Genomic DNA, 22,639 nt, shown 5'->3' on the forward strand with positions numbered 1-22,639 from the left:
CGTTATGCTCATTTTCAACCACATCGAACGTCATTACCAACTGGGTAGTCAAACCGTCCCCGCACTCAAAGATGTTTCGGGCGAGATTTTAGCCGGCGAAATGGTCGCGCTGTGCGGCCCCTCAGGAAGCGGTAAGAGCACTCTACTCAACATCTTAGGTTTGCTGGATATGCAATACCAAGGTAGCGTCAGTATGGATGGGATTCCACTTCCCAAAAATGCCAAGCAAGCCGCTATGCTGCGCCGAACCAGTTTAGGCTTTATTTTCCAACGCTTTAATTTAGTTCCTGTCATGAACGCAATGGAGAACGTCGCCTACCCTCTGTTGCTTAATGGCTTTAGTCGCAAGGAGCAACACTATAAAGCGGCGCAAATGCTCGAACTCGTTGGGCTTGAGGACTACCACCAACATCGCCCTGATAACCTATCTGGCGGGCAACAACAACGCGTAGCGATTGCGCGAGCGTTAGTCCATCAACCAAGATTGGTGATTGCCGATGAGCCGACCGCCAGCCTCGATAGCCAAACCGCGAATAAAGTTATCGATATTATGAAAAACCTCGGTCATGAAATGAACACTACTTTTGTGGTCGCCACTCATGATGCACGTATGGCCTCTCGTTGTGATCGCACCATTGAGCTCCTCGATGGCAAGTTGCATCAGCTTGAACAAAATAGTGAGGTGATCTCATGGGCAAGTTAATCTCGTTACTGATACCGGATTCAATGCGACTTGCATGGCTCAACTTGCGCCGTAATCAACGCCGTAGTGCCATGTCGATGTTGATTATTAGCATTGCTGTATTTGCGCTCACCGCCACAGGAGGCTTTGGCTTATACACCTATCAAAGCCTAAAAGAATCGACAGCCCGTGACATTGGTCATTTAATAATCTCAACGCCTGATTACTTTCAAAAAGACGAAGAGATGCCACTCTCCAATGGTCTAGAGCAACCCGATGATCTGGTGAAAAAGATCATCGCCCTAGATAGCGTGCGAGGCGTGCAGCCAAATATTGCGTTTACCGGTTTGATTTCCAATGGCAATAAATCTGCGATTTATATCGGTAATGGCGTTAACGAACGCGAATTTGACATGAAAGGTCCGTTCTTAGATGTTCAGCAAGGTAAAACACTCTCTAACCTGCGCTCATCTCGCTATGACCCAGCAGAACCAGAAGTGATGTTGGCGGTTGATCTGGCACGCAATCTCAACGTGACCATTGGTGACTGGGTAACGCTACTCGCCACCACAACCGATGGTGCCCTCAATGCCTACGACTTTAAGGTGCATGGCATCTATTCAACTGGCGTACCCGAAATGGATAAACGCCAACTGTTTGTCCATATCGATAGTGCACAAGACCTACTTTATAGCGAGAAAGTCAGCACCATCTCTGTATTCTTGTTTGATTTAGAGCAGACTGAAGTGGTCTCGCAAGCCATTAACCAATTGATCGCCCAGCAAGCTCAGGCACTAGAGATTACACCATGGCACGAACGTGCGTTTTACTATCAAAACGTTAAAAATCTCTATGATCGCATCTTTGGCATCATGGGGCTCATCATGGCGTTGGTCGTGTTTGTTGCACTTTTCAATACCATGACAATGTCGGTCACTGAGCGCACCCGCGAAATTGGCACCCTCTCCGCTTTAGGCAATTACCCTAACGAAATCATTGGTGGATTTATGCGTGAGGCGGGGTTACTCGCGGTAATCGGCAGTCTATTCGGCGTGCTCGCCACGGGTATTTTGACCCTCTTTTTAATGGTGGTCGATGTGCAAATGCCGCCGCCACCGGGTATGACGCAAGGTTATCCATTGACGATTTATTTCTCGTTTTCATTGGCCATATGGGCGCTGCTTGGCGTACTCGCCATCTGCCTAACCGCTGCGTTTTTCTCCGCCCGTAAAGGGGTAAATAAACCGATCACTGAGGCGTTAATTCATGTCTAATTACAAATCTATATTGACCACATTAGTAATGAGTCTGGCCTTGCTTAGCTTAACGGCACAAGCCCAAGCCTTGAATGATGACCAAGTCAGCCAACTGGTAAAACAAGCTGACGACTATCGCATGGATGATGTGTCAGCACGTGTTATATCGTTGGTTCACTTATACAAAGGCGGTGAACTGGATAAAACCCGTCAATACAATGTGTATTCACGTCCTGATCGCGAATCTTTGGTGGTATTCAAATCCGCTGTCGAAGCGGGGCAAAAAATGCTCATGCTACAAGACAACTTTTGGCTGCAAATGCCAAAAAGTCGCCGTCCTATTCGCATCACTCCAATGCAAAAACTACTCGGCGATGCTTCTGTTGGTGACATCAGCACCCTAACTTGGAGTGAAGATTATCAAGGTCAGTGGTTGAGTGACGAGTCCGTCAATGACGAGAGTCACAACCGATATGCGACACATCTGATTGAGTTAACGGCCAAAACCACTGGGGCAAGCTATCAGAGGATAGAGCTGTGGCTTGAGCAAGAGACTGGATTTCCAATCAAAGCCAACCTTTACCTGCGCTCGGGCAAGCTGGCTAAACAAGCCACTTTCTCGCGTGGAGAGCGTAATGATGCACCAGCAGTCACGGCAATGACATTGGTCGACGCAATACAAACGGATAAGAAAACCGTGATTGAGTATCAATCTATCACGCCATGGCAATTGGATGACAAGTTTTACAATCCAAGCTTCCTCGCTCGTAATAGCACTTCGGAGCTGTAATGATGCGCCTAATTCCACTCTATGCTCTACTCACTGCGGTCACAACGCTTCCTGCACAAGCTACACAGTGGCAGTTTGATTGGGATTGGGCCGTATCCGCTCAGCACCACCAGCGACAAAACAGCGATTTTATCCAACCACGTTACGACTCAGCATCACATCTCGACGGTCTACTTGATGTTCAAATTGGCTATGGCCAATGGAGTGGTCTTTTTGCGCTATACAGCCAAGATATTTATCACAGCCAACTGCAGGGCTGGTTTGATGACATCGATAATCAATGGATTGTCCGTGAACTTGCATGGCAAGGCGATGTTGATATTGGCCAACATAATGTTGATGTAAGCTTGGGGAAAATTCGTCTCGATTATGGGGTGAGTTACGGCTACCGACCGCTAGATATGTTCAAACCTTACCGACAAAATCCGATTGGCTTAAGTGTCGAAGAAGGCGCAACTGTCGCGACAATTTCACAGTTTGATGGCGATGGTGAATGGAGCTTGATCTACACCAACTCGCACTGGAGTGATGCAAGTATCGATGCGTTTGATGAGGCCAATCAACAACAAGGCGCAGGCCTACGTCGCTATGGACTACTCGCACAACATGAATATCAGCTCATCGCTTATTATGATGATGTTCGCCGTGGCGCACTCGGTGGTAGTTGGGTCAGTGTGATTGGTGATGCGTGGGAGCTGCATAGTGAAGCGTTGTGGCAACACAAAAGCGTGGGCTATGAACGACCAAACTCTCAGAATCAAACGGTGGGTATAAAAGAACAAGGCAATGCATGGCAGGCGCTTGCTGGCTTCACTTATACATCGATGACTGGCCATAGCCTGATTGGGGAATATTGGTACGATAGCCGCGCCTGGAGCACCAGCGAGTGGCAAGAGGCGAAAACACGTGCCAACAAACTTCACTCCAATCCGGCCACCGCACCACTCGCAACCTCTTATGCTCAAGGTTTGAGCCACTATAACCTCACCCAACATAGCCTTATGATCCACTGGAGCTGGGACACCCAAGCGTGGTTACAGTGGCAATCTGACACCAACTGGCACTGGCTAAGTAATGTAACACCGAAGCTAGATCTATTAATTGCGCCACAAGATGGCGGCGTCATCGCGACACAATGGCTCACTTATCAATGGATAGATACCGGAGCTGCATCGGTAGATTTGGAATTTACTGCACGATTTTTAACCGGAAAGTCGGATTCTACTTACGCGCAGATCAACGATCGCCGTACACTAGTCTTTACGATTAAAGGGAAGTTTTAATGACCACCTCACGCGATATCCTCTGCCCAAAGTGGCGCAACTTTATTATCACTAGTCTGTTTTGCTTATTGGTTGCACTCACCACGTATACCGTCTGGGGAGGCCCTTGGTATGTACACGTTTTTACCAGTTTAGGGTTTGGTTATTCCGCTCTACTCTCTTCGCTTTTCCTTGAGCACTGTTTCCCTAATATCCCGCGGCTCATGGAAATTACGATTTCACTCACTAGCTCGGTTCTGCTTGGATCGTTAAACGCTTGGTTATGGCTGGATGGGTATTTAGGAGAAAGCTTGAATGACCTGTTGCCCGTCGTCATGTTAGGCGTAATATTTTCCGGTATGTGCTTTTATTACTTCTATAACCGAGAACAACAAGCCATTGCGGGTCAGTTACTCGAAGAAACTAAGCGCAAACAGGCAGAGCAAGAAAAGGCACTGATTCTCAGCCAATTAATGCAGATGCAAAGCCAAATTGAGCCACACTTCCTCTTCAACACACTCGCTAATATCAGCGCCCTTATGAGCCAAGATGTCACGAAGGCGCGTATGATGCTTGATAAATTAACGGAACTACTGCGCACCACTTTAGCCAACTCGCGTCTATCCGAGACCACAGTCGATGATGAAATTAGACAGTTAAGCGCCTACCTTGCGATTCAAAAAATACGTCTCGATGAGCGGCTCAATTTCACTATCAACGTTGATGACAAACTGACTTACGCTTTGATTCCACCCATGCTGATCCAACCTTTAGTCGAAAACGCCATTAAACATGGCATTGAACCCAAAGGCGCTGGCGGTACGATTGATGTATCACTCTCGCAACATCAACAACAACTTAAAATCCAAGTGAAAGACGATGGTATCGGCTTAAATCAATCAACCGATACAAAAGGACACGGTGTCGGATTAAGTAACATTAAACAGCGAATCAAAGGCCTATATGAGCAACTGGGGAGTGTTGTCATCACTCAACCTCAATGTGGTGGATTTTGTGTCACCATCTCTATCCCAATGAGTCAGCCCTTAAACAGCAAGGAGACGCAATTGACATGACTGTTATCACCGCCCTCATCGCCGATGATGAACCTCTACTTCGTCATCATCTTGATCGTAGCCTTGCTGAAGTGTGGCCAGAATTAGAGATTGTGGCTACTTGTGGTGATGGCCAACAAGCGCTGGACCAAATTACAAGCTTACAGCCCGATATGGTCTTTCTTGATATTCGTATGCCCGAACTTGACGGTATGGCTGTAGCGAAAGCGCTTAATCATCCGCAATCAAGCAAGAAATCAAGTATTCCGTCAAAAAACCAAACACGCTACCAGCCATTAGTCGTCTTCGTTACTGCCTACGACGAATATGCCATTAAAGCGTTCGAGCACAATGCGGTCGATTATTTACTCAAACCGCTCAATGAAGATCGCCTTGCGGCATGTTGTGAAAAGCTAAAACAGCGACTTGAATCTATTCAACAAATCGATAATCACCTCTCCGTCGCCAGCCAAACGCCTGACATCAATCAACTGCTTGCTCATATTAGTCAATTAACCCCAAAACCAAGTCGGTACCTAAGCTGGCTCAAAGCCTCACACGGGGAAGATATCCACCTAATCTCTGTCAATGAGGTGCTTTATTTCAAAGCAGAAGAAAAGTACGTTTCAATTTACACCGACGACAATTGTGAATATCTGATAAGAACGCCAATCAAAGAGCTATTGACTCAACTTGATCCGGAAGAGTTTTGGAAGATTCATCGTTCTACCGTGGTCAGAGTGGCATCGATTGAAAAAGTATCGAAAGACTTTACCGGACGAATGTTTGTCACCATGCAGAAACACAAACTACCGGTAAGCCGCGCCCAACAAAATTTATTTAAAGGTATGTAAAACCAAAGAGTCCCATTTTAAGGGACTCTTTTAATAAAAAATAATGCGTGGTTAATTCATAAAAATCGCTCACGATAACGGGCGCATATAAGCCAAAAATTTCTTCTCGGCATTTTTGAACACCCACAAAATAATGAATGTCAGCGCCATATAAAACAGGCCTGCCGTTAAGAAAGATTCAAACGGTGCGTAATAACGCGAGTTCACCAAACGGGCCGCACCCGTCAGATCCAAGATGGTGACGATACCTGCGACGGCACTGCCATGCAGCATAAAGATCACTTCATTACTGTATGCAGGTAATGCTCGGCGCAATGCACTCGGCAATATGATACGACGGTAGGTTTTAGCTGGGCTCATACCATAGGCTTTCGCCGCTTCGATTTCGCCTTTCGGCAAACCGTTGATCGCGCCACGAATAATTTCAGCGGTATAGGCAGAGGTATTAAGCACAAACGCCACTAACGCACAAAACCATGCATGTTCCCACAAGGTATCTTTAACTGGGAAAAACTGATCCATGCCGTAATAAATTAAATAAAGTTGAACCAGCAGTGGTGTGCCACGGAAAAAATAGATAAACGCCCAACTCGGCGCGATGAGCAAGTAGTTGTGACTGTTGCGCGCAATCGCCAGCGGAATCGCAACGCTTAAACCAATGATCAGCGCTAACCCCACTAACCAAGTAGTGGTCCATAGTCCTTCAAAGTAGATCGGTAAGCTTTCAATAATGAGTGAAAAATCCATTCCCTACCTCGCGTGAATACTAAACTTGCGCTCAACTAGCTTAAGTAAGCCTGTCGAAACACTGGTAAAAAACAGAAATATCACCGCGACTGCCATATAAAAGGTAAATGGCATCTTGGTTGATCCCGCAGCTAACGCACTTACACGTACCATGTCCTCAAGGCCAATGATAGAAACCAAAGCCGTGGTCTTGAGTAACACGAGCCAATTGTTACCAAAGCCGGGTAACGCATGGCGCACCATTTGTGGAAACAAAATACGGCGAAACGCCAACGCTGAGCTCATCCCATAGGCTTTGGCCGCTTCAAGTTCACCTTTATCTACCGCCATAATTGCACCACGGAAGGTCTCTGTCATATAAGCGCCAAAGATAAATCCAATCGTCAAAACACCAGCAACAAACGGGCTGACATCAATGTAATCTGGTAAATAGGCCGTCCACTCATGGTTTGGGTCGCTTGAGGTAAACCACTCATTGAGCCATTCGTTGATCGAATACAAACTGTTGTTAAGAAGAATTTGTCCACCAAAGAAGATAAGCATCATCAGTACGAGATCAGGAATGCCGCGAATGATTGTGGTGTAAAGGGTGGCAATAGCGCGGGCGAAACGATAAGGCGCTAATTTGGCTAATGCGCCAAGCATGCCTAATATCATCGCAAGCAACAGTGATAGTAGCGCGACTTGTATGGTAACCAAGGCCCCATTTAAGATTGAGGCTTCATATCCTTGAAGATCCAGCATAGGTAAGTTCCTGTCCCTAAACTTGAAACCGACCGTTGACTACTTCTAGGAACAAGCCAACGGTCGCTGATACCTATCTCAGTGAACAATGACATTATCTATCATTGCTCATCATTGAGAACCGTATGTCTAGACGAGAAATTACTCGCCGTATACATCATAGTTGAAGTACTTAGCGGCAATCTCTTGGTAAATACCTTTTTCACGTAGTGAAAGGATCGCTGCATCAAGCTTTTTGGTTAAGTCTTTATCTTGCTTACGAACCGCAATACCGAAGCCTTCGCCAAACCACTGTGGGTCGGTTAATGAAGGGCCAACAAACTCGTAGCCATCACCACCTTTAGCATTCAATACACCTTCTTCAAGCGCTGATGCATCGCCCAATACCGCAGCAATACGACCATTGGCTAGATCTAGGTATGCTTCATCAAATGAACCGTAACGAACAATTTCAACGTCTTCGTAGTTATCAGTTAGGTACTTATCGTGCGTTGTTGCACGTTGAACACCTATTTTTACTCCAGCAAGGTTATCGAAGTTCAAACCTGCGTCTTTCTTGGCAATAAAGTTGTTTGGAATAAGTGCGTATTTGCCCGTGAAATCGATTTTCTTTTTACGTTCTTCGGTGATCGACATTGCCGCGATAATCGCGTCGTATTTACGAGCCAATAGTGATGGAATAATGCCATCCCAATCTTGCGGTACAATTTTACATTTCACCGCCATCTCGGCACACAATGCGTTGGCCATATCGACATCAAACCCTTTCAATGAGCCGTCCGCTTCAGTCCAGCTAAATGGAGGGTAAGCACCTTCAATACCAAAACGAACGGTTTTCCATTCTTTCGCTTGGGCCATACCAGTCAAGGTTGTAGCTGCCAGTGCGGCTACGACTAACCACTTTTTCATTTCCATACTCCTGTGATTGTTTTACTTGTAGATGTTATGTTGCTTTTTATAGTGTTACTTATGTTGTGTTCACTTTCAGTCTTCAGAATAGACTAAGTCAAATCAATCGAAGTCGTCACGACCGAACGGTGGTGTGACGGTTGATGTGGCGCCTTCGGTGTTACTCAACCACTAATAAATTGAAGAGATAAACTGTTTAAGACGCTCTGATTCCGGATTAGTAAACAGATTGTCAGGATTGCCCTGCTCTTCCACCAATCCTTGATGCAAGAACATCACGTGATTTGAAACATCACGAGCAAAAGCCATTTCATGTGTCACGACGAGCATAGTGCGCCCTTCTTCGGCGAGATCACGCATAACCCCCAACACTTCACCCACTAACTCAGGATCAAGCGCAGAAGTGGGTTCATCGAACAACATCACTTCAGGATCAACCGCTAACGCTCGTGCAATTGCCGCACGTTGTTGCTGACCACCTGAAAGATGGCCGGGATAATAATCTTTACGCTCATAAAGCCCGACTTTCTTTAAGATCAATTCGGCGTTTTCCATCGCTTGTGCTTTAGGCACACCCAATACATGAATTGGTGCTTCAACCACATTTTCAAGAACAGTCATGTGAGACCAAAGATTAAAACCTTGAAACACCATCGCTAAGCGGGAGCGAATACGTTGTACTTGCTTGTCATTAGCTGGAATCGCTTCACCTGCACGATTGTTTTTCATTTCGATCAATTCGCCATTGACCCAAATCTCGCCAGCGGTTGGCGTTTCAAGAAGGTTAATGCAACGTAGGAAAGTACTTTTACCTGATCCGGAAGAGCCGATGATAGAGATAACATCGCCTTTATGAGCTTCTAAAGATATGCCCTTTAATACTTGGTTTTGACCAAAGGTTTTATGCAGATTTTTGATATTAAGCGCTGGTACATCATTCATGCGCTGTCACTCCCTGTACTTAATTTAACCAAACGCATTACGACACGTTTAGTTACATGGGCTCCTCCCACAATGAACTTGAAACTAGCACTAACACCAAAAACATGCAACAAATTATTAACCTAGATAAGTTCGATATTTAATCAATATGAGTGAGTATTAATGCATCACGCAGTGTAATAAACTTATTTCTTTGCATATTAACCACAAATCAATCAAGCCAAGCTCCCGCAAAAAGATTAACAATAACGTCCACAATCTCACTTTTTACTCAGCAACCATCGCAACCACGCTACCTAAATAAAACAATTCAGATACGTCTAGTAAAAATTACATTATGAAACCTATTTTCAGCACTGTGATTTCACTTAGTCAAAGTTTAACCATTCTGCGTAGTTTTCTTTCACATTCTTTCATAAAGTGATCTAAATCAATCACTGCTCAGGATTAGCACGTTAAACTCCCGAGAGATAAAAGCCCCAATAGGATCTTTTGTTCGGATCTTCGTCTATTTTAAAGCACATAGACTTCGTGCTACGTAGGCGATATAAAGATCTCAATGCAGGAAGCTTAACGTTGTTACGCAGTCGCTTAGAACACAATTAAAGACAAGCGACTTTAAAAAACCATTAACTTTTATTATATGAGGAATCTATGTCAGACGCAGTCAATAAGCCGCACTCTGATTCGGATATCGAGAACAAGAGCTACCAAGAGCTGCACCGTCCAGCTTCGGAGTTCGAAACCCGTTCAGATTACCTAGATCACGAACTACAAATTATGAAGCCTCGTCGCTTCGCTCTAAACCTTCCTGGTCGTGATTTCCGTTTCGAATTAGAAGACCTTGTTCCAGCACTAGCTGGCACAATCGGCATCATCGCGATGTACTCAGCGGTAATGATGTCTTGGGCAGAAGGCTTATCAGCCGCTTGGGATCACGTAAATCTTGGTAAAGAATTCGCGATCGAAGTTGCTCGTGTAGAAATGCTTATCCCAGCATTCTTGTTCTGTGTTCTAGCCTCTGGCTTTATTAACCCGAAAGCGAACCTTGCGGGTAACCACGGTCCAATGATCCCACTAATCGGTACGATCGCTCTTGCCGGTGCACACCCTCTTGCGTTAGCAATTTTGATTGGTATCTTTGGCCTGATTCTTAGCTTCCTTAAAGGTGGCTCGAAACTGGTGAACCTCACCTCAGAAGGTACAGCCGGTGGCTTGCTAATCTTCCTAGGTCTAACGGGTACCATGAGCCAAATCACCTCTATTCAAGAGTGGGCGGTTGGTCTGCAATCTAGCACCGTTGAAGCGGGTAGCATGGGTTATGTCGGTCTGATTGTTCTTGCTGTGACGATTGCTCTTTACGCTTTACTTGCAAAAGTGAACAAGCGTTGGTTGGCAATTCCAGTGTGTGCATTTACCGGTCTTATCATTGCTCTAATCCTAGGCGCAGGTTTCGATATTAAATTCGTAACTGAAACGGGTCTTCCTAACCTAAACCCAGTTTACTGGTGGGGTAGCACAGACGAAGGTTGGATGCTTGGTCTACCAAACACGCAACACTTCATCGCATCACTACCGTTTGCTATTCTAGCGGTTGCAATGTGGTCACCAGACTTCCTAGGTCACCGTATCTTCCAAGAACTGAACTACCCACGTAAGACTGAAAAAGTACTGATGGACGTTGATGATACAATGACCATGTGTTCTATCCGTCAGATGGTTGGTACTGCAGTTGGTGGTGGTAACATTACTTCTTCTTGGGGTACGTACATGATCCCTGCAGCGATTGCTAAACGCCCTATCCCAGGCGGCGCGATCTTGCTAGGTCTATTGGTTATGATCATCGCAATCCTAGGTTTCCCAATGGATATCGCGGTATGGCCACCAGTAATGCGTGTTGCTCTACTTGTAGGTGTATCTCTACCTCTACTTGAAGCGGGTATGCAGATGGTTAAAGACTCTAAAGATTCACAAGCTGCAGGTATCTGTATCTTTGGTTCTGCGGTTGTTAACCCTGTTCTTGCTTGGGCACTAACCATGCTTCTTGATAACAACGGTCTAATTGGTGATAAAGAGCGTGCTGCTCGTCTATCATTCGTTGATAAGATTGTTATCCCTGTAGGTGTTCTTGTAATCTGTTTGGTTGCAATGCTTGCAGTTGGTATGCTTGAAGGTCAATACGGCATCAAGGCATTCCTATAATTTTTAAGCTATAACTGTGGGGGCAAACATATATGCCCCCTTTTTTATCAACATTTTTTAGGATTTATTGATTTAGTTTAAGGTTTAAAAATTTTTTTAGTGTAACCTTGAAAATGAACTGGTAAGATTCCACATAAAGAGTAGTGACAATATTTATAGGTTTGTGATCGGTTTCAATACCGAAACGGTACAGGCTATACATATTGTTATTAATTAGAGTGTACTGTTCCCGATTCTCGGGATAGCTGGCTCAACAGCGAAACCAGTACGTGTTTTTTCTACTAAAAAGGTAGGTATGTCATGGCAGAGCAATTTGCTAAAGCTTGGGAAGGTTTTGCTGCAGGTGAGTGGCAAAGCGAAGTAAACGTTCGTGATTTCATCCAAAAGAACTACGCTCCATATGAAGGCGACGAATCTTTCCTAGTTTCTGAAGGTACTGAAGCAACTAACACGCTTTGGGCTAAAGTAATGGAAGGCATCAAAATTGAGAACGCAACTAAAGCGCCTCTTGATTTCGATACTGACGTTATTTCTACCATCACTGCTCACGATGCAGGCTACATCGAAAAAGATCTAGAAACTATCGTTGGTCTACAAACTGAGAAACCACTTAAACGTGCAATCATCCCTAACGGTGGTGTACGTATGGTTGAAGGTTCTTGCAAAGCATACGGTGAAACTCTTGACCCTATGATTTCAAAAATCTACTCAGAGTACCGTAAAACTCACAACGCTGGCGTATTCGATATCTACACTCCAGATATCCTAGCTTGTCGTAAGTCTGGTGTTCTGACTGGTCTTCCAGATGCTTACGGCCGTGGTCGTATCATCGGTGACTACCGTCGTGTTGCACTATACGGTATCGACTTCCTAATGAAGGACAAGCTAGCTCAATTCAAATCTCTTCAAGAGCGTTTTGAGAACGGCGAAGACCTAACGGCTACTATGCAACTTCGTGAAGAAATTGCAGAGCAACACCGCGCTCTAGGTCAAATCAAACAAATGGCTGCTAAGTACGGCTACGATATCTCTGAGCCAGCTCAAACTGCTCAAGAAGCTATCCAGTGGACTTACTTCGGCTACCTAGCTGCTGTTAAATCACAAAACGGTGCTGCAATGTCTCTAGGTCGTACTTCGACTTTCCTAGACATCTTCATCGAGCGTGATATCGCTGCTGGCAAGATCACAGAAGTTGAAGCTCAAGAAATGATCGACCACTTCGTAATGAAGCTACGTATGGTTCGTTTCCTACGTACTCCTGAATACGATGAGTTGTTCTCTGGTGACCCTATCTGGGCTACTGAATCAATGGGTGGTATGAGCCTTGACGGTCGTACACTAGTTACACGTACTAACTTCCGTTTCCTAAACAGCCTATACACAATGGGTCCTTCTCCAGAGCCAAACATCACTGTACTTTGGTCTGAGCAGCTACCTGATGGCTTCAAACGTTTCTGTGCTAAAGTATCTATCGATACTTCTTCTATCCAGTACGAAAACGATGATCTAATGCGTCCTGACCTACAATCTGACGACTACGCAATTGCATGTTGTGTATCTCCAATGATCGTTGGTAAGCAAATGCAGTTCTTTGGCGCGCGTGCTAACCTTGCTAAAACTATGCTTTACGCAATCAACGGCGGCGTTGATGAGAAGCTGAAAATGCAAGTTGGTCCAAAAGAAGCTCCAATGACTGACGCTGTTCTTGATTACGATAAAGTAATGGATCGTCTAGATCACTTCATGGATTGGCTAGCTAAGCAATACGTGACTGCACTAAACAGCATCCACTACATGCACGACAAATACAGCTACGAAGCGTCTCTAATGGCTCTTCATGACCGTGACGTTCGTCGTACTATGGCATGTGGTATCGCAGGTCTATCTGTTGCAGCTGACTCACTATCTGCAATCAAATTCGCAACTGTTAAACCAGTTCGTGACGAAGATGGCATTGCAATCGACTTCGAAATCGAAGGCGATTACCCTAAATTCGGTAACAACGATTCACGCGTAGATGACATCGCATGTGAACTAGTTTCTACGTTTATGGGCAAAATCCGTAAACTTAAGATGTACCGTGATGCAATCCCAACTCAGTCTATCCTTACTATCACTTCAAACGTTGTGTACGGTAAGAAAACTGGTAACACTCCAGACGGTCGTCGTGCTGGCGCTCCTTTCGCTCCTGGTGCAAACCCAATGCACGGTCGTGATGAGAAAGGTGCTGTAGCATCACTAACTTCTGTAGGTAAACTACCGTTTGCTGACGCTCAAGATGGTATCTCTTACACATTCTCTATCGTGCCAAACGCACTAGGTAAAGAAGAAGATAGCCAACGTTCTAACCTTGCAGGCCTAATGGATGGTTACTTCCACCACGAAGCTGGCATCGAAGGTGGTCAACACCTAAACGTGAACGTTCTTAACCGCGAAACTCTAGAAGACGCAGTTAAGCACCCTGAGAAATACCCTCAGCTAACAATCCGTGTATCTGGTTACGCTGTACGCTTTAACTCTCTAACTGCAGAGCAACAAGCTGACGTAATCGCACGTACTTTCACTGAGTCTCTATAATTCTCGGTTGAATGATTGATGAAGCCCCGCTTTTTAGCGGGGCTTTTTTTTGCCTGCATTGCAATCTGCACTCACGTGTTTATTACCTATTTCAATACGCAACACAACCATATTTAGTCACTGAATAACTCTGCGAATTAGATCGGATTCAGCGCACAACCTTGACGCTTAATCGCTCCCTATCGCAGCGCTTGTAGTAACATAATCTCCTATCTTTACGAGAGTTCTACTCGTTGTTTGTGCATGGAAGTTGTCTTATGAAAAGAGTCCACATTGTGTCGATGAGCATCGTGACATTGATGTTGTTAACCTCGTCGATTAGCTATGCTTCCGAAAGGTCTACCCTCTCGTTTTCTATTGATAACGATGGTGTCTTCGGTGTCGATCAAGACTACACCAACGGGCTTTTCCTCTCCTACACTTCATCGGCCATCCAACCTAACAGCCTTTTAAAACCGCTCAGCTTATCGTTTTGGGGAGCCTCATCTTTAGATAAATATGAGATTACTCTTGGCCACAAAATGTACACCCCTACCGATATTGAAGCCACAGAACCTCTCGCCGATAACCGCCCTTATGCTGGATTTCTCCATGCCGAGTTAAACTACATCAGCTTGCACCCTCAGCAAGCCCAACGCTTTAATTTCACCTTGGGTACCACGGGGGAAAACTCTCTTGCAGACAAGGCTCAGGACATTGTCCATGGCATAACCGGATCCGATGATCCGCAAGGTTGGCACTACCAAGTTGGTGATCAAATCGTCGCTAACCTCGGTTATCTCAGTCACTTTAACTGGTATCGCGAACGCATTAGTAGCAATACCGAATTTGAAATTGCCAATGTATCAGAGCTTAATGTGGGTAATTTCCGTAGTGATGTCTCAACTGGCATCATGTTTCGTTGGGGAACGGATTTAGCTGGCAACATGGGAGCGGCCAATATTGATAGCGAAAATCCATTTCGAGCCGGGATGATAGGGGCATCCAATGGTGGTTGGTTTGTTTACGGTGGCATCGAAGCGCGTTATCGGTTTAACGATATCACCATTGAAGGTGATCGCCCTGGCTTACCAGACCCCGACTTATATGAGGTTTCACTCGCACACAACCAAGCAACAGCTATTGTTGGCGTCGCATGGTACAACACCTCTTATGGCCTCAGTTTAGCCACCACCATCAAAACCGCCGACTACAAAGATGCTCCTGACGATATCTATGGTACCGGCAGTTTATCGCTGTTTACTTTCTTCTAAACTTCATCCAGATAAACCAATTGAAATCCGCCTTGTTCAATTGGTTTAAAGGTGCTTTTCTATACCTATCACGTACACACTTTTATTCTACTATTCGAATGTCAGTATCTACGCCATTTATTTGCCCTCACCGACCGCTAACCCCTATTTAAAAAGGTGTTTTTGTAATAAAATAACAGGCAAATAATTTATAAGAGATGAGCTCATGTCTACAACTGGTCGTATTCATTCTTTTGAATCATGTGGCACTGTCGATGGTCCTGGAATTCGCTTTATTGTCTTCCTTCAAGGCTGTTTAATGCGTTGTATGTATTGTCATAACCGTGATACGTGGGATACCCATGACGGTAAAGAAGTGACCGTTGAAGAGATCATCAACGAAGCAAAAAGCTATCGTCATTTCATGAAAGCATCTGGCGGTGGTATTACTTGTTCAGGCGGTGAAGCGATGCTTCAGCCAGAATTTGTCCGCGACTTTTTCCGTGCAGCTCAAGCAGAAGGCATCCACACTTGTCTTGACACCAATGGCTACATTCGTAAACACACCGATGTGGTTGATGAAGTTCTTGAAGCGACCGATCTGGTGATGCTTGACCTTAAGCACATGAAAGATGAAATCCACCAAGAATTTATTGGCGTTTCCAACCGTCGTGTATTGGATTTTGCTCGCTACTTACAAAAAATTGGTCAAAAAACGTGGATCCGTTACGTGGTGGTTCCAGGTTACACCGATGAAGATGAAGCGGCTCACATGCTTGGTGAGTTCATCAAAGATATGGATAACGTTGAGAAAATTGAACTGTTACCTTATCACAAACTTGGTGCTCATAAATGGGAAGCACTTGGCTTTGACTATCCACTTGACGGCGTACAACCGCCATCAAAAGAGACGATGGAAAACATTCAATCCATCCTCAGCCAATACCACTCAAATGTGAAATACTAATCTATTTCAAGTCGATTAAAAAAGGGCGCTACCCAGTGGGAGTGCCCTTTTTGTTACACAACAAAAGCCTTATCTATGGCTTAATAACCACATCTTGATAGCTGAATGAGCCGCTATCCAGTGCTTGTTTGGTTTCTGTTTTTGCATCAAAGTTAAGCGTGTTCAAGTCCACTCGACGAATGGTGCTATCGTGCATGGTTTTGTAGAACAGTAAGCCGTTACTTTGATCGATAACCGATGTCCATTGTGTGGCACTTGGCAAGTCGGGAATATGTGATTTGTCATTAAACTCACTGCCCAATGGAATATCAAAATTGTTCAGAATATGGAACGCTTGTGAGACCGCTTGCTCGCCATTTTTTAACTCCGGAGCTGAGTTAACATAAAACGCTGCACGCACAAAGCGAGACGGTGGCGAGATATCACCTGGTAAACCGACAAACGCTGAACCGACCCCAAACGATTGTGCTTCGACGCCGTTAAACTTTTGATTTGGGCTAGAGCCGGGGTGTAAATTAATGTAGTTGTTTAAGTTGGTGACATGCCATGAATAGTCTGGCGAATTAGTCAGCACTTGAGCGGTATTTTTATGAATATTGATTTTACCGTGATCCATTATTTCAATCACAATACTGTTGCCTTGCTTATCCGACACACGCCAGTGCGCCGTTGGTGACGGATTACCTTGCTGATCAAAATAGACGGTCACAATCTTAATTTTACTCAGCGCAGCTTCAACCTGCTCGACCGTTTCAAACTGGCTCAGCATCCAACGCACAAAGTCCATGTCGGTGATATTGTTGCTGGTGTCTTGCGGGTCATAAGTTGCCAACGAACCGTAATTGCGGAAATAGAACAATCCCGCGCTCAAGCCCTTTTCATTCACTCCTTCCGCGATAAATTTGTCATCACTAACAGAAATACCTGCAAAACCGTACTTACTCTGCCAACTCAACCCTTGTTTTTGATCTGGCATGGTTGAGGTATAGCGATAATCGCGCGGAGAAACGATCAGCTTACTATTAAGATCACTGTGTCCCCACTCAATCGTACGCGCTTGAATGTAATCATCATTGGTTGTGGAAAGAGAAATGCCCGTACAGGCATTGGCAGCATAACTAAAACAAGATGCGCAAATTAACGCTAGTATCGATTTTTTCATAATTCAATCACACTCGATGTTATCGATTTAAACTCTGCTCGATGGCAGCTTAAGTTGTCTGCTTAAAACTACACCTATCCGGCCAAATAAACAAAGCTATCCGCCATATTTCATAAGCCTAGTCCCCGTTCCCCGCCTCATTTCGGTCTTGATGATACATAAGATTAAATATCGATATATTAAGATAAAAAGTTTTCATTTTTACTCACAAACCTGTGTTGAGATCATGTTTCATGTCACAACAAAAGGCTAACCTAAGCACAATAAAGATGTATTAGAACTATGAGGCCATCCAATGGAAATGACAAACGCTCAACGTTTGATCCTATCTAACCAGTACTACTTAATGTCGCAAATGGATCCAACAAATGCGGCAAAATACAAACGCTTACAAACGATTGTTGAACGCGGCTACGTAATGCAAATGCGTGAGTTAAATAAAGATTTTGGCTGTATTGAAGAAGATGAATGTCGTGAAATCACCGACATCATGGAGATGTATCATGCAATGCAAGAATCCAACAACATGCTAGAAGAGCACGAACGCAAAGAAGTCGATCAGCGCCGCTTACAGTTCCTTGGCTTTGACTGTGGTACTGAGTGCAAATTAGTACACTACGTCCGTTTCCTAGTGGAATCTGAAGGTCTTTACCCGCAGTTTGAGAAAGGTGAACACCACTTCAACGCACAGATGCCAATGCTTGAAAAATACCGCCGCATGCTCGCGACATGGCGCAAGTGTCCACGTCAATACCACTTGTGCGCCAACGAATTAAAACAAATTTTTAACGCTTAACCATATTGTTAAGCTTATCTTAGGGTTGCACTTGCAACCCTTTTTTATACGCATTTATCTTCAAGGCTAAAATACGTAAGCAATACCGATATTACCCGTGGTGTTAACACCCGATTCAATCAATGGGCTTTTTTCTATCTCGCCTTCTAAATTGGTATAACGAATACCACCGGTGACGCGAATGTTCGGTGTTAGGTGCATGAAGGCCGATGCACCAATGAAATACTGACCATCCCAGCTTGGGTCAAAATGGTCAATCCTGGCTCGAACCGCTTCACTCTTACTCACCCCGTATAAATGATTATTAATTTTATCGCTGTTGTAGGCATAACCAATACCTGGCGTGATAGCCCAACCTCGCCCTCGAATAGGTAGGCGCCACGCCGCTTCAGCATATAAGCCGTTGTGCTTACCACCAATATCACTGCCTGCCGTTGCTTCAAACATACCCACCATGGTAATTAACTGATAGCTTACGCCGCCTAATATGGTACTTTTACGTTCGTCCATTTGTTGTACAACGGCGTTATCCGAATCTTCTGGCTTAAGCGTTCGAGGATCATAAACAGCGCGAAAAACGATATTGTGTGTAGAACCAATTGGATTCAAACGGTAACCAGCACTAAAGCCGCGCATAAAGAAATGCTCACCTTCATAGCCAATCACAGGAATCACCGCCTTATTGGCCGGCGTATCTTTATACACCGCTGGTGAATAAGAAGCCGCCACACCTAACGACCATTGTGAAATGTTTGCTAATACAAGTGTCGGTGACACTGCGTAGCATGTAAGCATCGTGACCAATAATTGTTTTTTCACGGTATACCCTAATCCCTGTTTAAAATTCATTCATCGGCACTATACAGAATGACATTCCATATTTCAAATCATCCCCCATGAAGATCAATGCGTTGCGATCAGCTATATTTCGCAAGGTGGCACGTTTGATTGCTCAGGTCTTTATTCATCACGTCACATACTCAATATCAGTCTCTTATTTCTTCCATTCGTCACTTCACTAATCGCAAATAACGCAAATAAATCCATATTTTTTAAGCAATATTAGAAATCCACACTAGGCTTAATTAATGAGGGATTAGTTATTTATTAGCGAGTTGTATGTCAGTTAGACAGGTTCAGAGGGGAAATCATTATGAGCATTTTCGACCATTTCCAAGCGCGCTATGAAGCGTCTAAGGATGAGGAGCTATCTTTACAAGATTTCTTAGCATTGTGTAAAGATGACAAAAGCGCATACGCAAACGCGGCCGAACGTTTACTCATGGCCATAGGTGAACCAGAAGTCATCGACACGGCTCAAGATCCTCACCTAAGTCGGATCTTTTCAAACCGCGTCATTTCGCGCTATGAAACATTCAAAGACTTTTATGGCATGGAGGATGCGATTGAACAAATCGTCTCTTATCTAAAACATGCAGCTCAAGGATTGGAAGAGCGCAAACAAATTCTCTACCTACTTGGTCCTGTGGGTGGTGGTAAATCATCTTTAGCTGAAAAGCTAAAAGCATTAATGCAACAAGTACCCGTTTATATACTCTCTGCTGATGGCGAACGCAGCCCGGTGAATGACCACCCGTTTTGTTTGTTTGATGTCGCAGAAGATGGCGAATTGCTCAAACAAGAATACGGCATTGAAAAGCGCTATTTGCGATCAATCATGTCACCTTGGGCAGCCAAACGCCTACATGACTTTGGTGGTGATATTACCAAGTTCAAAGTCGTTAAAGTTCGCCCGTCGATTCTTGATCAGTTAGCGATTGCGAAAACCGAGCCGGGTGACGAAAATAACCAAGATATTTCATCACTGGTGGGTAAAGTCGATATCCGCATGCTCGAGCATTTCTCACAAGACGATCCAGACGCCTACAGCTACTCCGGTGCACTGTGTAAAGCAAACCAAGGTGTCATGGAATTCGTTGAGATGTTCAAAGCACCGTTGAAAGTCTTGCACCCTCTGCTTACCGCAACGCAAGAAGGCAACTACAACGGTACCGAAGGACTTTCAGCCCTACCCTTTGATGGCATGATCCTCGCCCACTCAAATGAGTCTGAATGGCAAACCTTCCGTAACAATAAAAACAACGAGGCTTTCTTAGACCGTGTATATATTGTTAAGGTGCCTTACTGCTTACGTGTTTCCGAAGAAGTTAAAATTTACCAGAAACTACTCGATCACTCAGAGCTATCTAATGCGCCATGCTCACCAAGTACGCTTGAGCTACTATCGCAATTTAGTATCCTGTCACGCCTGAAAGAGCCTGAAAACTCGTCGGTTTTCTCAAAAATGCGTGTTTACGATGGTGAAACACTGAAAGATACCGATCCAAAAGCGAAGAGCTATCAGGAATACCGTGATTACGCTGGTGTCGACGAAGGTATGTCAGGGCTTTCTACCCGTTTTGCCTTCAAAATCCTTTCACGCGTGTTTAACTTTGATCAAACCGAAGTGGCTGCGAACCCAGTACACCTGTTCTACGTTATCGAACAACAAATTGAACGCGAGCAGTTCCCACAAGATGTCTCTGAAAAGTACCTCGAATTTCTAAAAGGTTACCTCGTGCCTCGTTATGTCGAGTTCATTGGTAAAGAGATTCAAACTGCTTACTTAGAGTCCTACTCTGAATACGGACAAAATATCTTTGACCGTTACGTTACCTATGCCGATTTCTGGATTCAGGACCAAGAGTACCGTGATCCTGAGACTGGCCAACTGTTTGACCGCTCAGCCTTGAACAACGAGCTAGAGAAAATTGAGAAAACCGCTGGCATCAGTAATCCGAAAGATTTCCGTAATGAAATCGTCAATTTCGTTTTACGCGCTCGTGCCAACAACAACGGCTCTAATCCGGTATGGACCAGCTACGAGAAACTTCGCACCGTTATTGAGAAGAAAATGTTCTCAAATACCGAAGAGTTGCTGCCAGTTATCTCATTCAACAGTAAAACCTCTTCTGAAGATCAGAAGAAACATGACGATTTCGTCGCTCGTATGATGGAGAAAGGCTATACCGAGAAACAGGTACGCCTGCTATCTGAATGGTATCTACGCGTTCGTAAGTCCTCATAAGGACGATAACCCGCATTGGCGCTATGTCGCCAATGCGGGCCGTCAATGATTACCATCAACGATGGACGAATAGCATGGTAAATAAGGGGTGAGTCATGGCGCAATTTATCGATAGACGACTGAACGGAAAAAATAAAAGTGCTGTAAATAGACAGCGTTTTATTCGTCGTCATAAAGAGAAAATCAAGGAATCGGTAGCGGATGCCGTCAATCGTCGTTCTATCACCAATACCGAAACAGGCGAAGACGTTGCGATTCCACATAAAGACATCAATGAGCCTATTTTCCATCAAGGTCAAGGCGGCTTGAAAGAACGTGTGCATCCCGGTAATGACCAATTTATTAAGGGTGATAAGATTGAACGCCCGAAAGGCGGTGGTCAAGGTGGCGGTGCGGGTGAAGGTGAAGCAAGCCCAGATGGTGAAGGGCAAGACGAATTTGTGTTTCAAATCTCTAAAGATGAATATCTGGATATTCTCTTCGAAGACCTCGCTCTACCCAATTTAGAAAAAACACAAGTCAACAAAATCACCGAGTGGAAAACCCATCGTGCGGGTTATCAAACCGCTGGGGTGCCCGCTAATATCGCGATCGTCAAATCACTGCAACAATCTTTAGCACGTCGAACTGCAATGACTGCGGGTAAACGCCGCATGATGCATGAACTCGAAGAAGAGTTAAACCGAATCCAAAACCAAGAGCCTGCACAGCTCATTGAAGAGCGCCGCTTGAAAGAAGAGATCCAAGCGCTACGAAAAAAAATCGACAGCGTTCCGTTTATTGATACGTTCGATTTACGCTTTAAAAACTACGAACGCCGCCCTATTCCATCCAGTCAAGCGGTGATGTTCTGCATCATGGACGTTTCTGGTTCAATGGATCAAGCGACTAAAGATATCGCTAAACGCTTCTACGTATTGCTTTACCTATTTCTTACCCGTACGTATGAAAACGTCGAGGTGGTCTTTATTCGTCACCACACACAAGCAAAAGAAGTCGACGAACATGAGTTTTTCTACTCGCAAGAAACGGGTGGCACGATCGTATCTAGCGCCCTACGCCTCATGAACGAAATCGTCGCGGATCGATTCCCTGTCGGACAGTGGAATATCTACGCAGCACAGGCTTCTGATGGTGATAACTGGGCGGATGATTCACCTCGCTGCCGAGAATTGATGCAAGAGTCACTGTTACCGCAGTGCCAGTATTTCTCTTACATCGAAATCACCCGTCGCTCTCATCAAACCTTGTGGCACGAATATGAAAAACTCGAGAGTGCATTTGGTAACTTTGCCATGAAAAATATCCGCAGTGTTGATGATATATTCCCTGTGTTTAGGGAACTATTCAGCAAAGAAAACGCTTAGGGAGGCA

19 protein-coding genes are annotated in these 22,639 nt (G+C 44.7%); 13 read left to right on the forward strand and 6 right to left on the reverse strand.

Going from position 1 to position 22,639, the window contains the following annotated elements:
- Positions 1-4 precede the first annotated feature (4 nt).
- Genes RH86_RS15260 through RH86_RS15285 form a run of 6 tightly spaced genes read left to right on the forward strand, consistent with a single transcriptional unit; the run spans position 5 to position 5,899 of the window.
- A complete protein-coding gene (locus RH86_RS15260; protein WP_009386997.1) occupies positions 5-703 on the forward strand; it encodes an ABC transporter ATP-binding protein in 699 nt (232 codons plus the stop codon).
- A complete protein-coding gene (locus tag RH86_RS15265) occupies positions 691-1,956 on the forward strand; it encodes an ABC transporter permease (protein ID WP_009386998.1) in 1,266 nt (421 codons plus the stop codon). Before RH86_RS15260 ends, RH86_RS15265 begins: the two co-directional genes overlap by 13 nt.
- Positions 1,949-2,728, forward strand: a complete 780-nt coding sequence (locus RH86_RS15270) for an outer membrane lipoprotein-sorting protein (protein WP_009386999.1) — start codon at positions 1,949-1,951, stop codon at positions 2,726-2,728. The genes RH86_RS15265 and RH86_RS15270 overlap by 8 nt, the downstream gene beginning before the upstream one ends.
- On the forward strand, positions 2,728-4,011 hold the full coding sequence (locus RH86_RS15275) for a hypothetical protein (protein ID WP_009387000.1): 1,284 nt from the start codon (positions 2,728-2,730) through the stop codon (positions 4,009-4,011). Before RH86_RS15270 ends, RH86_RS15275 begins: the two co-directional genes overlap by 1 nt.
- Positions 4,011-5,066, forward strand: coding sequence for a sensor histidine kinase (locus RH86_RS15280; RefSeq protein WP_009387001.1), 1,056 nt, complete (start codon positions 4,011-4,013; stop codon positions 5,064-5,066). The genes RH86_RS15275 and RH86_RS15280 overlap by 1 nt, the downstream gene beginning before the upstream one ends.
- Entirely contained in the window at positions 5,063-5,899 is an 837-nt protein-coding gene (locus RH86_RS15285) for a LytR/AlgR family response regulator transcription factor (protein ID WP_009387003.1), read from the forward strand. Before RH86_RS15280 ends, RH86_RS15285 begins: the two co-directional genes overlap by 4 nt.
- A 69-nt stretch (positions 5,900-5,968) precedes the next feature.
- Here RH86_RS15285 and RH86_RS15290 read toward each other — a convergent pair whose 3' ends face one another.
- The 4 genes from RH86_RS15290 to RH86_RS15305 all read right to left on the reverse strand — a co-directional run bounded on the left by RH86_RS15290 (position 5,969) and on the right by RH86_RS15305 (position 9,241).
- Complete coding sequence (locus RH86_RS15290; RefSeq protein WP_009387004.1) at positions 5,969-6,646, reverse strand: ABC transporter permease; 678 nt, start codon at positions 6,644-6,646, stop codon at positions 5,969-5,971.
- Positions 6,647-6,649: 3 nt separating this feature from the next.
- Positions 6,650-7,390 carry an ABC transporter permease gene (locus RH86_RS15295; protein ID WP_009387005.1) on the reverse strand — a complete coding sequence of 247 codons (741 nt, stop codon included), beginning with the start codon at positions 7,388-7,390 and terminating at the stop codon, positions 6,650-6,652.
- 141 nt (positions 7,391-7,531) lie between these two features.
- The gene (locus tag RH86_RS15300) at positions 7,532-8,299 is read right to left on the reverse strand and encodes an ABC transporter substrate-binding protein (RefSeq protein WP_009387006.1); all 768 of its coding nucleotides are present in this window, start codon (positions 8,297-8,299) and stop codon (positions 7,532-7,534) included.
- Positions 8,300-8,470: 171 nt separating this feature from the next.
- Positions 8,471-9,241: an ABC transporter ATP-binding protein gene (locus RH86_RS15305; RefSeq protein WP_009387008.1), complete on the reverse strand. Its 771-nt coding sequence runs from the start codon at positions 9,239-9,241 to the stop codon at positions 8,471-8,473.
- A gap of 654 nt (positions 9,242-9,895) precedes the next feature.
- On the opposite strand from RH86_RS15305, the gene RH86_RS15310 reads away from it, so the two are divergent.
- The 4 genes from RH86_RS15310 to pflA all read left to right on the forward strand — a co-directional run bounded on the left by RH86_RS15310 (position 9,896) and on the right by pflA (position 16,219).
- Positions 9,896-11,443, forward strand: a complete 1,548-nt coding sequence (locus RH86_RS15310; protein WP_005594752.1) for a DUF3360 family protein — start codon at positions 9,896-9,898, stop codon at positions 11,441-11,443.
- Positions 11,444-11,743: 300 nt separating this feature from the next.
- The gene (gene pflB / locus RH86_RS15315) at positions 11,744-14,020 is read left to right on the forward strand and encodes a formate C-acetyltransferase (protein ID WP_009387010.1); all 2,277 of its coding nucleotides are present in this window, start codon (positions 11,744-11,746) and stop codon (positions 14,018-14,020) included.
- Between the two features lie 257 nt (positions 14,021-14,277).
- On the forward strand, positions 14,278-15,273 hold the full coding sequence (locus RH86_RS15320; protein ID WP_009387011.1) for a lipid A deacylase LpxR family protein: 996 nt from the start codon (positions 14,278-14,280) through the stop codon (positions 15,271-15,273).
- 205 nt (positions 15,274-15,478) lie between these two features.
- Positions 15,479-16,219, forward strand: a complete 741-nt coding sequence (gene pflA, locus RH86_RS15325) for a pyruvate formate lyase 1-activating protein (RefSeq protein WP_005594749.1) — start codon at positions 15,479-15,481, stop codon at positions 16,217-16,219.
- Between the two features lie 73 nt (positions 16,220-16,292).
- Here the strand turns inward: pflA and RH86_RS15330 are convergent, their stop codons facing one another.
- Positions 16,293-17,381, reverse strand: coding sequence for a linear amide C-N hydrolase (locus RH86_RS15330; protein WP_009387012.1), 1,089 nt, complete (start codon positions 17,379-17,381; stop codon positions 16,293-16,295).
- A gap of 295 nt (positions 17,382-17,676) precedes the next feature.
- Between RH86_RS15330 and RH86_RS15335 the strand changes: the two genes are divergently transcribed.
- A complete protein-coding gene (locus RH86_RS15335) occupies positions 17,677-18,177 on the forward strand; it encodes a YfbU family protein (RefSeq protein ID WP_005594746.1) in 501 nt (166 codons plus the stop codon).
- A gap of 66 nt (positions 18,178-18,243) precedes the next feature.
- Here the strand turns inward: RH86_RS15335 and RH86_RS15340 are convergent, their stop codons facing one another.
- Complete coding sequence (locus RH86_RS15340; protein ID WP_038219786.1) at positions 18,244-18,972, reverse strand: MipA/OmpV family protein; 729 nt, start codon at positions 18,970-18,972, stop codon at positions 18,244-18,246.
- Positions 18,973-19,330: 358 nt separating this feature from the next.
- Between RH86_RS15340 and RH86_RS15345 the strand changes: the two genes are divergently transcribed.
- Together RH86_RS15345 and RH86_RS15350 are read left to right on the forward strand one after the other, a co-directional pair.
- The gene (locus RH86_RS15345) at positions 19,331-21,265 is read left to right on the forward strand and encodes a PrkA family serine protein kinase (protein ID WP_005594744.1); all 1,935 of its coding nucleotides are present in this window, start codon (positions 19,331-19,333) and stop codon (positions 21,263-21,265) included.
- A gap of 95 nt (positions 21,266-21,360) precedes the next feature.
- Positions 21,361-22,632 (forward strand): YeaH/YhbH family protein, encoded by a 1,272-nt coding sequence (locus RH86_RS15350; RefSeq protein WP_005594743.1) that lies wholly within the window; start codon positions 21,361-21,363, stop codon positions 22,630-22,632.
- Positions 22,633-22,639: the final 7 nt, after the last annotated feature.

The organism is Vibrio sp. N418, assembly GCF_000222565.1.
GTDB lineage: Bacteria > Pseudomonadota > Gammaproteobacteria > Enterobacterales > Vibrionaceae > Vibrio > Vibrio scophthalmi.

Bases quoted from the DNA above. Each gene is read 5' to 3' on its own strand.
- RH86_RS15260 (WP_009386997.1), top strand. From the start codon at position 5: ATGCTCATTTTCAACCACATCGAACGTCATTACCAACTGGGTAGTCAA.
- RH86_RS15265 (WP_009386998.1), top strand. From the start codon at position 691: ATGGGCAAGTTAATCTCGTTACTGATACCGGATTCAATGCGACTTGCA.
- RH86_RS15270 (WP_009386999.1), top strand. From the start codon at position 1,949: ATGTCTAATTACAAATCTATATTGACCACATTAGTAATGAGTCTGGCC.
- RH86_RS15275 (WP_009387000.1), top strand. From the start codon at position 2,728: ATGATGCGCCTAATTCCACTCTATGCTCTACTCACTGCGGTCACAACG.
- RH86_RS15280 (WP_009387001.1), top strand. From the start codon at position 4,011: ATGACCACCTCACGCGATATCCTCTGCCCAAAGTGGCGCAACTTTATT.
- RH86_RS15285 (WP_009387003.1), top strand. From the start codon at position 5,063: ATGACTGTTATCACCGCCCTCATCGCCGATGATGAACCTCTACTTCGT.
- RH86_RS15290 (WP_009387004.1), bottom strand. From the start codon at position 6,646: ATGGATTTTTCACTCATTATTGAAAGCTTACCGATCTACTTTGAAGGA.
- RH86_RS15295 (WP_009387005.1), bottom strand. From the start codon at position 7,390: ATGCTGGATCTTCAAGGATATGAAGCCTCAATCTTAAATGGGGCCTTG.
- RH86_RS15300 (WP_009387006.1), bottom strand. From the start codon at position 8,299: ATGAAAAAGTGGTTAGTCGTAGCCGCACTGGCAGCTACAACCTTGACT.
- RH86_RS15305 (WP_009387008.1), bottom strand. From the start codon at position 9,241: ATGAATGATGTACCAGCGCTTAATATCAAAAATCTGCATAAAACCTTT.
- RH86_RS15310 (WP_005594752.1), top strand. From the start codon at position 9,896: ATGTCAGACGCAGTCAATAAGCCGCACTCTGATTCGGATATCGAGAAC.
- pflB (WP_009387010.1), top strand. From the start codon at position 11,744: ATGGCAGAGCAATTTGCTAAAGCTTGGGAAGGTTTTGCTGCAGGTGAG.
- RH86_RS15320 (WP_009387011.1), top strand. From the start codon at position 14,278: ATGAAAAGAGTCCACATTGTGTCGATGAGCATCGTGACATTGATGTTG.
- pflA (WP_005594749.1), top strand. From the start codon at position 15,479: ATGTCTACAACTGGTCGTATTCATTCTTTTGAATCATGTGGCACTGTC.
- RH86_RS15330 (WP_009387012.1), bottom strand. From the start codon at position 17,381: ATGAAAAAATCGATACTAGCGTTAATTTGCGCATCTTGTTTTAGTTAT.
- RH86_RS15335 (WP_005594746.1), top strand. From the start codon at position 17,677: ATGGAAATGACAAACGCTCAACGTTTGATCCTATCTAACCAGTACTAC.
- RH86_RS15340 (WP_038219786.1), bottom strand. From the start codon at position 18,972: ATGCTTACATGCTACGCAGTGTCACCGACACTTGTATTAGCAAACATT.
- RH86_RS15345 (WP_005594744.1), top strand. From the start codon at position 19,331: ATGAGCATTTTCGACCATTTCCAAGCGCGCTATGAAGCGTCTAAGGAT.
- RH86_RS15350 (WP_005594743.1), top strand. From the start codon at position 21,361: ATGGCGCAATTTATCGATAGACGACTGAACGGAAAAAATAAAAGTGCT.